We start from the raw sequence: 14,649 nt of genomic DNA, 5'->3' as shown, positions 1-14,649 counted from the left end.
TTTTCTCCTATTAAGAAAACCTGAAGAAACCTGTTTCTTCATCTAAATGTTTGGATTAATAACAAATCGAGGGAAAACTTGTCAGAAATTTGTTTGAAAACGGATAAAAATAAGGTTCTTTCCACATATTACGGTAAGAATTCAGTCCTATCCCCTCCAATCCGTTCAGGCATAATGGTCTTGTGATCATTTATTTATCCAATTTAAATTAAGATTAGGGAGGCAGTCATCATGAAACTGCTCGGTATTACTTCCTATCCTAACGGGATTGCCCATACGTATATGGCAGCTGAGAAATTGTCCAAAACAGCAGCTAAACTTGGCGTTGACATGAAAGTGGAGACTCAGGGGACCATCGGTGTCGAAAATGAATTGACTCTTGAAGAAATTGCAGCGGCAGATGGCATTATTATTGCTGCGGACAAAGCAGTTTTAAACAAAGAACGGTTCAAAGGAAAAAGAGTTTTGGAAACAGGCGTCACTTCGGCCATCAAAAAGCCTGAAGAATTAATCAAACAATTTGAGACCGGGGAAGTTCCTATCTATGGCGAAGCAGAGGAAACTCCGGAGAATAAGAAAGAACCGGTTACATCTATCCAGGAAGTAAAAAAAGAGCGGAAATCCAAACAAAATCCGATTTACCGCCACCTGATGAACGGGGTATCTTATATGATTCCGTTTGTGGTTATCGGGGGATTATTGATCGCCATTTCCTTGGCTATCGGAGGACAACCGACACCGGAAGGCGTGAAAATACCCGACGGTTCGTTCTGGAAAACAGTAAATGATATCGGGGTTGCGGGCTTTACCTTCATGATTCCGATTCTGGCCGGCTTCATTGCGGTAAGTATTGCGGACAGACCCGGTCTTGTTCCCGGTATGGTAGGCGGATTTATTGCCGCGAACGGCAGCTTCTACGGCAGTGCGGCAGGGGCCGGTTTTATCGGCGGTATTATTGCCGGTTTTCTTGCCGGTTATGTGGCCAAAGGCATCAAATCGCTGAAAGTGCCGTCTGTAATTCAGCCGATTATGCCGATTCTGATTATCCCGATTTTTTCGACATTGATCGTTGGCCTGCTATTCATTTTCCTTTTGGGTACGCCGATTGCTAACCTGATGGAAGGCTTGACCAATTGGCTGAACAGCATGCAGGGATCCAGCAGTATCATCCTCGCTTTGATCCTGGGTGCTATGATCTCCTTTGATATGGGCGGACCTTTCAATAAGGTTGCCTTCTTGTTCGGTGCTTCCATGATCGGACAAGGCAATGCTTTCATCATGGGTTCTATCGCCGCGGCTATCTGTGTGCCGCCGCTCGGTATGGGACTCGCCACTTTGCTTAATAAACGCAAATATGAAGCCGAAGAGCAGTATGCTGGTAAAGCCGCACTCGCTATGGGATTGTTCGGCATCACAGAAGGGGCTATTCCATTTGCCGCAAAGGACCCCCTTCGCGTCATTCCAAGTATCATGGTTCGTTCTATGGTAGCTGCCGTTATCGCCATGCTGAGTAAAGTAACAGATTCGGTACCGCACGGAGGACCTATTGTTGCCGTATTTAATGCGGTTGGAAATGTGGGTATGTTCTTTGTGGCACTTGCTATTGGCACAGTTATCACTGCTATAATGGTCAATGTACTCAAAAAAGAAGTGCCGCAGGACGATCAATAATACAGAGGAGGAATCAGCTTGAAAATCACCGATATTATTAACAAAGATCTTATTTCTCTGGAGCTCTCGGGAAATACTAAACAATCCATCATCTCTGAGATGATCGGCATGCTGAAAGCACAAGGGCTATTGAACAATGAAGCCGAGTTCGAAAAAGCAATCTATGCCCGTGAAGAAGTATCCAGCACAGGCATTGGAATGGGTATCGCCATTCCCCATGCTAAAACAGATGCGGTCAAAACTCCGTCTCTCGTATTCGGTTTGAAAAAACAGGCGGTTGACTGGGAAAGCATTGACGATGAACCCGCTAACCTGTTTTTCATGATTGCAGTACCGGAGGCAAGCGCCAGCAACGACCATCTTGTCATTTTAACCCAGTTGTCCCGCAAGCTGATTGACGATGAATTCCGGGAAAAACTGATGAACGCTTCATCCAAGGAAGAAGTACTGGAATTGCTCGGCACTATCTAATAACCAATTCCATCCATTTGACTAGGCGCCATTCAGCAGAGTATAATCCCTCGTATTCCGAGGTTTTTAAACAACGAATACATTTCGTGACTCAACTTGTTACGAAATGTATTCAACTCAAATCTATTCCAGTGGGGGTAACCGATTATGCAAAAAGAATTTACAGTTAAAAATCCAATGGGTATTCATGCTCGTCCTGCAGGAGAAATTGTGAAAAAAGCTTCCTCCTTCCCTTGCAAAATTACTTTTGTAAAAGGCGAGAAAAATGTAAACGCTAAAAGTATCGTCGGTGTTCTGGCTCTTGGTCTGCACAGTGGAGATACTGTAACCGTTGTTACCGAAGGGGAAAAAGAAGAAGAAGCTCTCAACGAAATTGGCTCACTGATCGAATCTATCTTGGAATAAACCAAAAAGGAAGTTGGAGGTCATGATGGAACTACGAGGAATTGCCGCAGCATCCGGTTATGCGATGGGACCTGCTTTTCTTCTTCAAGAAACAGAAGCAGAAATTGTCAGACGCGAGCTTTCTCCTGAAGAAGCGGAAATGGAAGTGAAGCGTTTTGAGGCAGAAGTGAATCAATCCATTGCCGAACTGGAAGAATTGAAGGTACAGACAGAGGAAAAAATGGGCGAAGAACATGCCAATATTTTCGGCACCCATATCCTTGTTCTTCAAGATGAGGAGTATATCGGCAGAGTGAAAGAAATGATTCAAAGCAACCGGATCAATGCCGAGGCCGCTCTGGAAGATGCCACCCAGGAAATTGTCACTTTGTTCGAAAGTATGGATAACGAGTACTTGCGCGAACGGGCGGCAGATATCCGTGATGTAAGCAAACGGATTATGAATCACCTCCTTGGGTTAGAAGCAGGCGGACTCAGCCAGGTGAAAGATTCAGTTGTTCTGCTTGCCCATGACCTGACTCCATCCGACACAGCCCAGCTGGACCGTGATAAAATTGCCGGTTTCGCCACCAACATTGGAGGACGTACTTCTCACTCGGCCATCATGGCCCGTTCCATGGAAATTCCTGCGGTTGTAGGTTTGAATGATGTAACAGCAAAAGTAAAATCGGGCGATTATGTTATTTTGGACGGAGCTAAAGGCATCCTGTTGATTAATCCGGAAGAATCCGTAATCGCTTCTTATAAAGAATTGCAGCAAAAATATGAAGCCCGCCTTCAGGAATTGAAAAAGTTTCATGATAAACCATCCGTAACCGCTGACGGCCACCTTCTTGAGATTGTATCAAACATCGGAAATCCCCAGGATGCCCACGCGGCCGAACGCAGCGGAGCCGAGGGCATCGGCTTGTACCGTTCGGAGTTTCTTTACATGGGACGGCAAAGTCTTCCTTCGGAGGAAGAACAGTTCGATGCTTACAAGGTGGTCGCAGAAATATTCGGAAGCAAAGCTCCTGTAGTTATCCGGACGCTTGATATCGGCGGAGACAAAGAGCTTCCGTATATGGATCTTCCTAAAGAAGCGAATCCGTTTCTTGGCTACCGGGCGATCAGGCTTTGTCTGGATCGGAAGGACATTTTCAAAACACAGCTTCGCGCTATACTCCGTGCCAGCTCTTTTGGCAACATCAAGCTGATGTACCCGATGATTGCAACTATGCAGGAGCTTAGAGAGGCAAATGCCATCCTGGCCGAGGTCAAGCAAGAACTGGACAAGGAAAACATTCCTTATAATCGTGAAATGGAAGTCGGCATGATGATCGAAGTACCGGCTGCCGCCCTGGTCGCAGACCAACTGGCCCGTGAAGTTGATTTCTTCAGTATCGGGACTAATGATCTTGTGCAATATACAATGGCGGCCGACAGGATGAATGAACGGGTCTCCTACCTGACGGAACCGTTCAATCCGGCTGTACTCCGCTTAATCCGCAATGTTATTAATGCCGCGCACCAACAAGGCAAATGGGCCGGTATGTGCGGGGAGATGGCCGGTAACCTGACGGCCATCCCGTTATTGGTCGGCCTGGGACTTGATGAATTCAGCATGAGCGCAGGCTCCATTCTCTCTGCCCGGGCACTGATGAGCAGGCTAAACCGTCCGGAAATGCAAAAACTGGCAGAAGAAGCCCTGAATATGACATCGGCAGAGGAAATCAAGCAATATGTGGAAAGCAAAGTTCCTGCCGTGGCGGAACTGACTTTATAACTTCGTCCTAACCGGGATGATTCAAGAAAGAGTAAGAAAATTCTTGCTCTTTTTTTAAAGAAAAGAATGAGATGTTGTATGATGTGGATGTATGGTCTTAAATTTCAAGAGGGATACACTTCCTGTCTGAAGAAGAGACAAATCCTGTTTCCTTTTGGTTCTTCCCCTGCCCGGAGTGGAGGTTTGAGGTGGAAAAATGAACGCAAGACAAAAACGTTTGCTCACTTTTTTTCTTACAAAAGAATCGAAGTTTATTTCTATCAAAGAGCTGGCTTCCAATATGAACTGTTCGGAAAAAACAATCCGGAACGATTTTAAGGTTCTGGATAACTGGCTCATTAAGCGCTCTCAGGCTGTATTGATCCGTAAACCAAGTGCCGGGGTTTGTCTTCAGGCGGAAGATTTCGAGAAAAAACAGCTGCTGCTGGAATTAGACAAGGTGCAAGTGGATATGCTGCAGGATCACCGCAAACTGAATATAGCCAAATTGCTTTTGACCCGCGAGGAGTGGGTGACCATCCAGGAACTCGCCGAGCTTTTCTACACCAATCGAGCGGTTATCCGGGAAGATTTGGATGAACTGGATGAATGGGTAGAGCGGCATGGTCTTATTTTGGTACGCAGACAGAACTACGGCGTTAAACTGGGAGGTCCAGAACGAATGAAGCGCCGTGCCGTCTCCGCCATCGCCGAGCTTGCTCCGGCCGCACATAAAAGCAGCTTTGAATATATGGCAGACTGGTTTGCCCCTAGTGAGAGGCAGATGGCCGAAACCTGCCTGCGGAGACTCGAAAGCACACTTCCCTTCAGCTTTACGGACCTTGCCTTCCAATCTCTGCTGTTTCATGTATTGATCGCCTATCACCGGTATAAATTGGACCTTAGGCTGAATGAGCTGCCCGGCGAAACCGAAATTATCCGGCAGAAACCCGAATATACCCAGATGAAAGCGTTAATTCGGGATTTGGACACAGCCTTTGCCGTTGCCCTTCCGGAAGAGGAAATTTTAAACCTGACCCTTCATCTGTTCGGGGCCAAAATTCAGCTTGATGCTACTTTGACGCCTAAGGAACGGGAAGATTTATTGAAACAACTGGAGCCGGAAATCGTAACCTTTACAGGGGATTTGATCAGAAGAGTCAGCCAAAAGGTAGACCCTTCCCTCGTTCAGGATGAGGAACTAAGAGTTCTTCTGGCCATTCATCTTCACACAGCGGCGGCCCGGATCAGACACGGTCTGCCCATTGTGAACCCGATGCTGAAGGAAATCAAGAAAATGTACTTTTATATTCTTGAGGTCCTCTATTCTGTTCTGCCCGACCTAGAGGAGGAGTATGGAATTCATCTGCCTGAAGATGAGGTGGGCTATGTAGCGGTTCATTTCCAATCCTCTCTTGAGACGAATAGGCAGCAGCATAGAGCAAAAGCTCTTGTGGTCTGTACGATGGGAATAGGATCTCACAACTGCTACGGACTAAAATCAAACGGTCATTTACCTCTGTAGACACTGTCGCTATCTCGTCTGTTGCGGAGTTGGATAAATCCATAAAACTGTACAAGCCTGATTTCCTGATAAGCGTAGTGCCTTTAGAGGAGATTGATTTACCGGTTTGCACGATTTCTCCCCTCTTTACAGATGCCGATCAGCAAAAGCTGCAGCATTTTATAGAATCCAGGCAGAGCAGTAAACTGGCTGCACACCGTTTTCCTGTCATCCGGAGTATGCTGGACAAATCTATGATCAAGATTCACACCGAGAAAGTTCATGGAAAATATCTGCTGGTGGAGATGGCAGAACAGCTCCGTGAAAAAGGGTTCGTGAAGGAAGGATATACGGAGTCAATGCTTAAACGGGAGGCCATGTCTTCCACTTCTATCGGCGGCGGCATTCTTCTTCCACACGGAGAATATACGCTGGTGAACCGGAGCCGGGTCCTTTTGCACAAGCTGAAGTACCCTCTCACTTTAGAAAACGAATCCATTTATTTTGTGTTTATGCTGGCTTTAAAATCTGAGAATTTGGAAGGCCTGGAACAGCTATTTTATGAGCTTGGGGATATTGTGGATGATCCAGTCTTTTTGGAAAAATTAAAAGCTCAGCATACACCTGCTGACTTATACGATTGCTTCTAGAGGATACCGGATTAATAATCCGCCAATTATGGAACAAATAATCGTTAAAATAGCGGCATTTCTGTACTGAAACATGGGTGAAGTTACCGGGAAGACAACTTCACTCTTTTTCTTACCCAAGCCGATTGATTCCGTGATTAGATTGCCCTGTAATTCGCGTGACTAGATTGATTCTGTAAATTAAAAAGTGCGTTAAACTTCCGGGTTGAATTATAAATTCACTTGAAGTCTCTATTTAGAGAAATATTATTTCAGTTAAAGGCAACCCTCTGGTATACTGAAGTTAATAACTGTATTAGCCAGCTTGCAAGGAGGACAATGATATGACTGAATATAAACTTGTCCGGGAACAAGAGTGGTCTCAGGCCGTTTCTCTTGCTGACCGTGTTTTCCGGGATGACGAGCAGAAATCCATGGCGGAAGGTTTCCCGCTTGTGTTCTCTCCGGCCCTGCGCCAATCTTACGGTGCTTTTGAGGAAGGCCGGCTTGTCGCCTTCATTGGGCTTGTGCCCCATCTGATCCGGATTGGAACCGCTATCCTGAAGACCTTCTCTATTGGGGCCGTCTGTACAGACCCCGATGAACGGGGACGCGGACATGCCGGCCGCATCCTGGAGCTGGTCCAGCAGCACGCTGCGGACGCCGGGGCGTCCCTGCTGCTGGTTTCCGGCGCGCGCCCGCTTTACACACGAGCGCACTGCTACCCGTACGGCGAGATGCACCGGTACGGGTTAACTCCGGACGGCGTTGGGACCGTCCGGAAGCTGCGTGAAGGGATCACCGTCCGTGGGATGGACCCACGGATTTGTATGCCCTTCACGATTTGGCCCGCGCGCGCCGGTTCGCCTTCGAGCAGAGTCCTTACGAGTTCGCTCTCCTGCTGCGCGCGGAAGCTTACGCCAGCTGTACGAAGCTGGCGCACCGCACACTGCTTGCCGAGGAGAACGGAAAGCTGCTTGCTTTCGCTGTGATGAGCCTGCCCATCCCGGGAATCACTCCGCAAAGGGCTCCTTTCCTTGTAGAGTGGGCAGGTGATCCCTCCGTTGCGGCCGGATTGCTCATTCATGCTGTTCAGGCATATGGCCTCGAAAAGCTGGAGGCCGTTGCACCATGGCATGAACAGGAGTTTATTGAAGCGATGGACGGGATATCATACCAGATTGAACAGAACTACGGAACTATTCATGTATTATCCCCGGATCACCTACTGGAACAGCTTCGGCCCTATTGGCAGGATCAAGGGCTCTCAGATACCAATTTTCAGGTACGGCAGGAAGCAGATGGAACGTACCTGCTCGCTCTGGCAGGAAAATCTCATACCCTTACTACAGAAGAATGGGTTTCTCTGCTGTTCGACCCGGTATCCAAAGCGGATCTTCCTGCGGAATGGAAAAAGCCTCTTGCAGCCTGCTTCCCAATTCCTTTTCCTTATGTGGCCGGTCTGAACTACGTTTAGAACTTGCGAGAAGCAAGTTTCTATATTTTCTGACTCAAGTTATTTATTGATTCATATTCCTCGCAGCTTGGATTCAAGTTCACATTATAAATCACTTTTAATCCAATTGAGTTTTACAACAGTCAGGTTTACTTGTTCCACTTACTTACGATATCCCGGGCAATCCGCACTCCGCATGCACCGGCCTGGGCGAGACCGCGCGTGATTCCTGCACCGTCTCCTCCTGTGTATAAACCGCGGATTTCCGTTTCAAAATGCTCATTCAAGTGAGGGCGGGCGGAATAAAATTTGGCTTCAACCCCATAGAACAAGGTATGGTCGCTGGCTATACCCGGTGTAACATGATCCAAGGCTTCTACCATTTCAATCAGACTTTTCATTGTGTTATAAGGAAGAACCAGCCCAAGATCTCCCGGTACGGCTTCCTTGTGGGTAGGCTCAATGAACCCTTCCTTGATCCGTTTCTCTGTAGTCCGGCGGCCTTTTTTGATATCCCCGAACGTTTGAACAATTACTGAACCGTTGGATAAATCGTTCGCCCTGCGGGAAATTTCTTTCGCATATTCATTCGGCTTGTCAAAAGGTTCCGTAAATATATGAGATACCAGTAGGGCAAAGTTCGTATTCGGCGAGCCCAGTTTCTCATCCTTGTATGCGTGCCCGTTCGCCGTCATTACCCCCGTATGATTTTCCACAACCACATGTCCGCTCGGGTTGGAGCAAAAACTGCGGACAACCTGGCCCACCGATGTCCGGTAAAGGAATTTCCCCTCATATAGATGCTTGTTGATCTCCTCCATCACCACGTTGGATGTTTCTACGCGTACACCGATATCCACCTGGTTATTGATCAGCTTCAATTTATTCTTCTTCAACAGGTTGCCAAGCCATTCGGAACCGTCCCGTCCCGGCACGATAACGACTTTCTCGGCTGTAATCGTTTCTCCGTTCCGGCACACAACTCCTTTAACGACTTTCCCGTTCCTTTCTTGTTCCACAATCAGATCTTCAACTTCTGTTTTAAATTTCATGATGATCTTCGTTTCTAGCTCGCGGTAGATACTCTGGAGAATCTCCAGATTCTGTTCTGTACCCAAATGCCTCACTTGAGCACGCAGCAGCTTGAGCCCTACACCCGCTCCACGGCGCTCAATTTCTCTAACCGCAGGGGTGGTAGGGTCCGTTACATTATCAGTTGCGCCATGCTTCAGGTTAATCTCATCTACATACTTAATAAGCTCTAACACTTCGGAGGGAGGAAGATAATCCGTCATCCACCCTCCAAATTCGGTCGTGATATTAAATTTTCCGTCCGAATAAGCCCCTGCCCCGCCAAAACCGTTCGTAATTGAACAGGCCGGCAGACAGCCGCTGAATTCTTTTCTTCCCGCTGCCGGGGGACACTTCACAATGCGTTTCTCCAAAATGGGACAGTGTCTTTTAAAAATATCGTGACCTTTATCTATTAACAGCACGTTTAGCTCAGGTTGTTTTCTCGTTAATTCATAAGCAGTAAAAATTCCAGCAGGACCGGCACCTACAATTACAACATCCATATGCATCAGCCAAGTTCCTCCTTAAGATGGTATGAGTACTTTCAGCACCCTTACCGATTATACGCAAATTAAATAAAAAGTCAAATAAAATTACGAATATTATTAATAGATTTTATTTTATCGTTCGTATTTAACTCTATTGTAAGCGAATTTCGTCTTATTTTCCAGGGGCATAATCTTTTTTTAGGTAATCATCTAGAAAAAAGAAGAATTCTGAAAAGACAAGTCCAGCACTGCTAAAGAGGGTTTCTTTTGCCTAGCCCCACTCTCCCCTCCGTTCAGAAAACAAATACCGGCTTTAATCATTTAAGCTGTTCCCGGATTGATTTCTGCCTACTGATTCTGCTGATTTCAATTTTTTATCCCGTTTCTGTGTCCGTAAGGTCTGTTTAAAGTGGAGCCTGCGAATACAAAGCTCTTCCATTTATTCCTGATCCAAAGGGAGAGTGAAGCTAAGGATATGAAGAGAGCATCATTTCTTTGGACCCTCCCATTAGAAAAGGGGCTGTCCCAAAAGGTAAAAAAACCTCCATCTCCACTTTATCAGTGGATTTGGAGGTTCTATCGTGTGAAATTTGGACTGGGCCATTCATGCGAACACTTTTGAGAACAGCTCCTTCAGGTTCAGTCATTTATTTCCTAAAAATTTGTTTTCCTTTAGTTTTAAAATCTTCGAAGGCCTGTTCCGGTGTTTTTTCACCATTCAATACCGCCTGATAAGACGGTTTTTGCACCTGATCCTTGAACTGTTTAATCTTTTCCCCCACAGAAGCATCCACAAAAAGGTCGGCCGGATGTACCGCCTGTTTGAACAGTTCTGCAGCTACATTTTGATTGTCCGGATTCCCGATGCCTTTCCCTTCGAAAGCTTTGGCCTGGGATTTCCGGACAAAGTTACCTGCAAGCTGATTAGCTGAATTTCCTGCTTTGGAGCCCGTTAAATATTCCAGAACATCAAAGGTGTTTTTGGCATGTTCCTCCCCTTTGTCATTCTTCTGCTTAAAGGCCACATAGCCGTCCGCGACTACGGTTGTCTTAGGTTCACTGTTTTTCTCGTGAGGTACCGGAAGCAGGATAAACTCAATTTTTTCGCCTTTCGATTTACCCTCATCAATATCCTTATTCCGTTGCCTCAAAAGAACGTCATAGTAAGGGAATGCTTTGCTCAGCATCGCAGCTTTACTCTGATAGAACATATCTGTTCTTTTTTGCGGGTTTAAAGATACCGTCTCCTTGGGCATGACACCTTCTTTAATCAGTTCTGCAGTAAATTGCAGTGTTTTTAAAATCCGGTCGTCGTTCCATATAAATTTGCCGTCTTTGTCTACCACATCCAGCAGCCCCGCATTTCGGGAAATCATCTCCAGGAAGTCATTGGATGTTCCATCCGTTACAAAGCCGTACTGGGTCGAACCGTTGGGAAGTTTCTTGGTCAGCTTTTTACCGATTTCCATAAATTCATCCCAGGTCCAACCCTCTTTCTGAATCTTTTTGTAATCGATGCCCTCTTCTTCAAAAATCCGCTTGTTGCCTCCAAATGTCCACACTTCCGTATAAAGCGGAATTCCGTATTGTTTGCCCTGGACTTTCCCTAAATCAAGCACACCCTGATAGAAATCGTCCTTCATTTCCTGGGTCATGTATTTATCCAGCTCTAGCGCCAGTCCGGAATTGACGATTTGTCCGTTTACAGCATGGAAATATATATCAGGAGGTGTTCCCGCATTTAAAGCCACATCAAATTTTTTACTGCCTTCCTCCCAGGACAGCACCTCATATTTGATCTTAATGTTTGTCTGTTCCTTTTCATAATCTGCAATTAACTGCTTAAGCTCATCTTCGTATTTGTCATAGACGGGATAGGTCCAGACTGTGATTTCGTTCTTTTTTCCGTTTTTATCATCCCCGTCGGCGCCCCCGCTTTTACTGCATGCGGTTACAAGAAGAAACATCAAACATACCAATAAGATAAATCCGGATTTCCACTTCATATTTATTCCTCCTGTTACACAATATACAAAATATCAACGACGTTCAGTTGGGAAATTCTTGAGGCGACGTTTTGGTTTGAATAGGCTGGTATGTAAATGAATGCGATTCTTAAGCAGGCTTAGGGAAGAGCCAGCTTGCCCAAGACGGCAGAACGACGGGCACCTGTGGCTGCCGGAACATTGGTAGCTTTACCCTGTACAAACCGGTCAGCAAGCAAAGCAAAAGCCAGAGCTTCTTTGGCATCAACCGGAATGCCCAGTTCATCCGATGACAGAACTTGCTGCTCCGGCAGAAGTGTCTTCAGCATGGCAAGCAGCGTCTTATTATGTGCCCCTCCCCCGCTGACCACAATCTCTTCAATATCCATATGGGGGAAAATAAACTGCTCATAGCTTCTTGCGATGGAATGCACCGTCAATGCCGTAAAGGTAGCCAGCGTATCAGCCTGCTGCATTCCCATAGCCTCCGCTTTTTGAAGCCAAAAACGGGTGTATTCTTGTCCGAATAGTTCCCTGCCGGTTGTTTTCACTGGCTGCTCGGCAAAATAAGGGTGCCCCAGCATATTTTCGAGAAGCGTTTCCTCAACCTCCCCCGGGCCGCCCAGGCTCCCGCATGATCGTAGCTTTTGACCCCGTCTGACAGCAGAAATACAGCTTGATCGATCACCATATTCCCCGGGCCCGTATCAAAGGCGATAAGCTCCTCCATCTTGGCCCCGGCGGCAATTGCCGTACAGTTTGCAATACCGCCGATATTCTGAAGGATTCTTCCTTTAACCGGATCCCGATAGCAAATATAGTCCGCAAACGGAACCAGGGGTGCACCCTGGCCCCCAACCGCCATATCCGCCGTCCGAAAATCGCCTACTACAGGCTTGCCGGTTCTTGCCGCCAGAACGGAAATATCCCCGATCTGCAAGGTGGAGGCAACCGACCAGGGAGGTTCCGTCCCAGGGATGGGCTGATGCCAAACAGTTTGCCCGTGAGACCCGATCAAATCCACCTGTTCCATTCTGTATCCGGCCTGCTCCACAGCCGTCAGGGCCGCTTTGGCCAACAGTTCCGCCACCCAAAAATTGGCGCAGCAAATGGATCTGATATCCGATGAATCTGGGCTGCACAAAGCCTTGATCCGTTCTTGAACTTCTCCTTCATAAGGAACGGATACATAATGCAATAGTCTCATTTCCAGATAAAGACCAGGTCCGCTCAACTCGACAACAGCTGCATCGACCCCATCCAGAGAGGTTCCGGACATTAACCCTACCACAATCCGCTTTGCCTTGTTCCGCAAATTGTCCAGCATTGACTATTCCTCCTTATACAGCAAGTATCGCTCTGTATCCTGCCTCCATTGCCTTGCTTCCCGTTCCCAATCTTCCAGAATGTTTTCCAACATACCCGGAATATGAAGGGAGGTCCTGACCCTGTCGCTGCCTGTCAGCAGATCAATAAACGGCTTTCCCCCTTCCCTGAAAGGGGGAATCCATTCGAAACGGTCCGGATGTAGCTTCTGTACCTCATGAAGAAGGGTCAAACCGGTACGCACCGCCTGGTAGGAGGAAGGATCCGTGACAAACAGCTGAATCCCTTCACAAAGCTGTCCTTGATGCTTAGAGAAAGCAGGTGAAAAATAGAGCGGATGAAAATGAACTCCCGGAAGATTCCGCTCATTTAACCTCCGGGCCAGACTCCTCGAGTCTAGCCAAGGGGCACCAATCAGTTCAAAAGGTCTTGTAGTGCCTCTTCCTTCCGATAGATTGGTACCCTCAAAGAAGCAAGTTCCGGCATACACCCTGGCTGAATCTATGGTCGGAATATTAGGAGAAGGGTTCAGCCAGGGAAGCTTTGTTTCGGGAAACTCCATCCCCCTTCTCCAATTTTTAAGAGGTACAACTGAAAGCTCGTAGGGCGTATCTGTTTGCCCGTTAATATACGCGGTAAATTCCCCGATCGTAAGTCCTGTTGTAATCGGCATTGGGCAGGCCCCTACCATGGAAGTAAAACCGGACCGAAGCATACCGCCCTCTGCCTTTCCGCCGCCAAGAGGATTGGGCCGGTCCAGCACCACAAAAGTCTTCCCTTCCCGGGCACAAGCCCGCATGGTATACAGAAGGGTAGATAAGTACGTATAAAATCGGACTCCCAGATCCTGAATATCAAAAATGATCATATCTACGTGCCGAAGCATCTCTTCAGTCGGTTCTTTATGTTTCCCATAAAGGCTGAACACCGGGATGCCGAGCTCCCTGTCATGTTCGTCTTCGAACCGCCCAGGTCGGTTCGTAAGAAGAAGTGATACCGGTTGGATTCGTAAGCAGGCCTGCTCTTGCCCTTGCCGGAAACAGCGCTGCATAATCCTTAAGCTGATCGGCTCCAGTTAACACAGCATGCTTCATGAATGAAAACTCCCTTCCACGCCGGAACTCGTTTTATAGAAATTTCTTCTACTGGACAGCCTGGCCCGGATTTTCCGGATTGCTGCGGACAAGCGTCCAGTTGTCTTCTTTCGGCCCGGATTCTTCAGGGGTACGGATCAGATTTGCCGTTACCTTGTTCAGATAGATGCCCATCACTCCCGGGTATAAAGCCATAAACCCGACCACGGTAAGGACCAGCGTCACCGTAACACAGACAACCTGAAAAAAGGCCCCGATCGTATAAAGAGGATGCTTCAAAAACAGCTTGATGCTCTGGTTCACAGCACGGAAAAATCCGGTTTCCTGTTGAATGACCAGAGGTAATGTGTACAGTTGTGACACAAAAAACATGGTGACAAAATAGGTCTGGAATACAGCGAGTATAAAGTAACCCATGCCGCTTCTGCTGCCGTAATACATCCAGGATGAAACAAGAATCAGCACAAATAAGCCTATCAATAATCCAAATAGGACGGATGGAAGGTAAAACCTGATAGCCCCCGGAAAATTTTCCGGGTCCCGCCATGCTTCTTGGACAGGTAATGATGACAGCTGTACAGTACTCCCGCCATCAGGGGAAAATAAACGGCCGACAAGAGCAGGAACGCGATGGGAATCGGAAAAAAGAACCCAATTGGGATCAGCACTGCCGAGCATACCAAACTGAACAGGGCCAATCTGGTGATTTCCCGGTAAATCAGAATGCCGGATTGAACCATGATTTCACTTAGTTTACGCATGTTTTACCCTCCCCTGTTTTTTGCATGGCAAAAACATTAAA

11 protein-coding genes and 3 pseudogenes are annotated in these 14,649 nt (G+C 47.1%); 7 read left to right on the top strand and 7 right to left on the bottom strand.

The window, feature by feature from the left end; genetic code table 11:
* The first annotated feature begins 231 nt into the window (after positions 1 to 231).
* The 7 genes and pseudogenes from BXP28_RS18705 to BXP28_RS24565 all read left to right on the top strand — a co-directional run bounded on the left by BXP28_RS18705 (position 232) and on the right by BXP28_RS24565 (position 7,901).
* A pseudogene (locus BXP28_RS18705) lies at positions 232 to 2,142 on the top strand (fructose-specific PTS transporter subunit EIIC).
* A 147-nt stretch (positions 2,143 to 2,289) separates the two neighbouring features.
* Positions 2,290 to 2,547, top strand: a complete 258-nt coding sequence (locus BXP28_RS18700) for an HPr family phosphocarrier protein (protein WP_023482485.1) — start codon at positions 2,290 to 2,292, stop codon at positions 2,545 to 2,547.
* A gap of 25 nt (positions 2,548 to 2,572) precedes the next feature.
* Positions 2,573 to 4,312 (top strand): phosphoenolpyruvate--protein phosphotransferase, encoded by a 1,740-nt coding sequence (gene ptsP, locus BXP28_RS18695; RefSeq protein WP_036657390.1) that lies wholly within the window; start codon positions 2,573 to 2,575, stop codon positions 4,310 to 4,312.
* 196 nt (positions 4,313 to 4,508) lie between these two features.
* Positions 4,509 to 5,816 carry a BglG family transcription antiterminator gene (locus BXP28_RS18690; protein WP_023482483.1) on the top strand — a complete coding sequence of 436 codons (1,308 nt, stop codon included), beginning with the start codon at positions 4,509 to 4,511 and terminating at the stop codon, positions 5,814 to 5,816.
* A gap of 29 nt (positions 5,817 to 5,845) precedes the next feature.
* Positions 5,846 to 6,445, top strand: a complete 600-nt coding sequence (locus tag BXP28_RS18685; protein ID WP_023482482.1) for a PTS sugar transporter subunit IIA — start codon at positions 5,846 to 5,848, stop codon at positions 6,443 to 6,445.
* A 323-nt stretch (positions 6,446 to 6,768) separates the two neighbouring features.
* Positions 6,769 to 7,077, top strand: a pseudogene (locus BXP28_RS25300) (GNAT family N-acetyltransferase); the annotation flags it as partial.
* A 173-nt stretch (positions 7,078 to 7,250) separates the two neighbouring features.
* Positions 7,251 to 7,901, top strand: coding sequence for a hypothetical protein (locus BXP28_RS24565; protein ID WP_235430695.1), 651 nt, complete (start codon positions 7,251 to 7,253; stop codon positions 7,899 to 7,901).
* Between the two features lie 128 nt (positions 7,902 to 8,029).
* Here BXP28_RS24565 and BXP28_RS18670 read toward each other — a convergent pair whose 3' ends face one another.
* From BXP28_RS18670 to BXP28_RS18640, 7 genes and pseudogenes are all read right to left on the bottom strand, one after another.
* Entirely contained in the window at positions 8,030 to 9,463 is a 1,434-nt protein-coding gene (locus BXP28_RS18670) for an NAD(P)/FAD-dependent oxidoreductase (protein ID WP_023482479.1), read from the bottom strand.
* A 626-nt stretch (positions 9,464 to 10,089) separates the two neighbouring features.
* Positions 10,090 to 11,448: an ABC transporter substrate-binding protein gene (locus BXP28_RS18660; RefSeq protein ID WP_077585166.1), complete on the bottom strand. Its 1,359-nt coding sequence runs from the start codon at positions 11,446 to 11,448 to the stop codon at positions 10,090 to 10,092.
* Between the two features lie 119 nt (positions 11,449 to 11,567).
* Positions 11,568 to 12,706: pseudogene (locus tag BXP28_RS18655) on the bottom strand (anhydro-N-acetylmuramic acid kinase).
* 51 nt (positions 12,707 to 12,757) lie between these two features.
* Positions 12,758 to 13,681, bottom strand: a complete 924-nt coding sequence (locus BXP28_RS18650; RefSeq protein ID WP_023482475.1) for an exo-beta-N-acetylmuramidase NamZ family protein — start codon at positions 13,679 to 13,681, stop codon at positions 12,758 to 12,760.
* Positions 13,682 to 13,700: 19 nt separating this feature from the next.
* Complete coding sequence (locus tag BXP28_RS24560; RefSeq protein ID WP_024093050.1) at positions 13,701 to 13,847, bottom strand: hypothetical protein; 147 nt, start codon at positions 13,845 to 13,847, stop codon at positions 13,701 to 13,703.
* Between the two features lie 48 nt (positions 13,848 to 13,895).
* Entirely contained in the window at positions 13,896 to 14,264 is a 369-nt protein-coding gene (locus tag BXP28_RS18645; protein ID WP_158529830.1) for a hypothetical protein, read from the bottom strand.
* 59 nt (positions 14,265 to 14,323) lie between these two features.
* Positions 14,324 to 14,608, bottom strand: a complete 285-nt coding sequence (locus BXP28_RS18640; protein WP_077585164.1) for a hypothetical protein — start codon at positions 14,606 to 14,608, stop codon at positions 14,324 to 14,326.
* Positions 14,609 to 14,649: the final 41 nt, after the last annotated feature.

Source organism: Paenibacillus larvae subsp. larvae, from assembly GCF_002003265.1.
GTDB lineage: Bacteria > Bacillota > Bacilli > Paenibacillales > NBRC-103111 > Paenibacillus_H > Paenibacillus_H larvae.
The sequence above is the reverse complement of the archived record's forward strand: the minus strand, read 5'-3'. Positions and strand labels throughout refer to the sequence as shown.

Coding starts and splice junctions, on each gene's coding strand:
- ptsP (WP_036657390.1), top strand. CDS start 2,573: ATGGAACTACGAGGAATTGCCGCAGCATCCGGTTATGCGATGGGACCT.
- BXP28_RS18645 (WP_158529830.1), bottom strand. CDS start 14,264: ATGGGTTACTTTATACTCGCTGTATTCCAGACCTATTTTGTCACCATG.
- BXP28_RS18690 (WP_023482483.1), top strand. CDS start 4,509: ATGAACGCAAGACAAAAACGTTTGCTCACTTTTTTTCTTACAAAAGAA.
- BXP28_RS24560 (WP_024093050.1), bottom strand. CDS start 13,847: ATGAAGCATGCTGTGTTAACTGGAGCCGATCAGCTTAAGGATTATGCA.
- BXP28_RS18700 (WP_023482485.1), top strand. CDS start 2,290: ATGCAAAAAGAATTTACAGTTAAAAATCCAATGGGTATTCATGCTCGT.
- BXP28_RS18670 (WP_023482479.1), bottom strand. CDS start 9,463: ATGCATATGGATGTTGTAATTGTAGGTGCCGGTCCTGCTGGAATTTTT.
- BXP28_RS18660 (WP_077585166.1), bottom strand. CDS start 11,448: ATGAAGTGGAAATCCGGATTTATCTTATTGGTATGTTTGATGTTTCTT.
- BXP28_RS18640 (WP_077585164.1), bottom strand. CDS start 14,608: ATGCGTAAACTAAGTGAAATCATGGTTCAATCCGGCATTCTGATTTAC.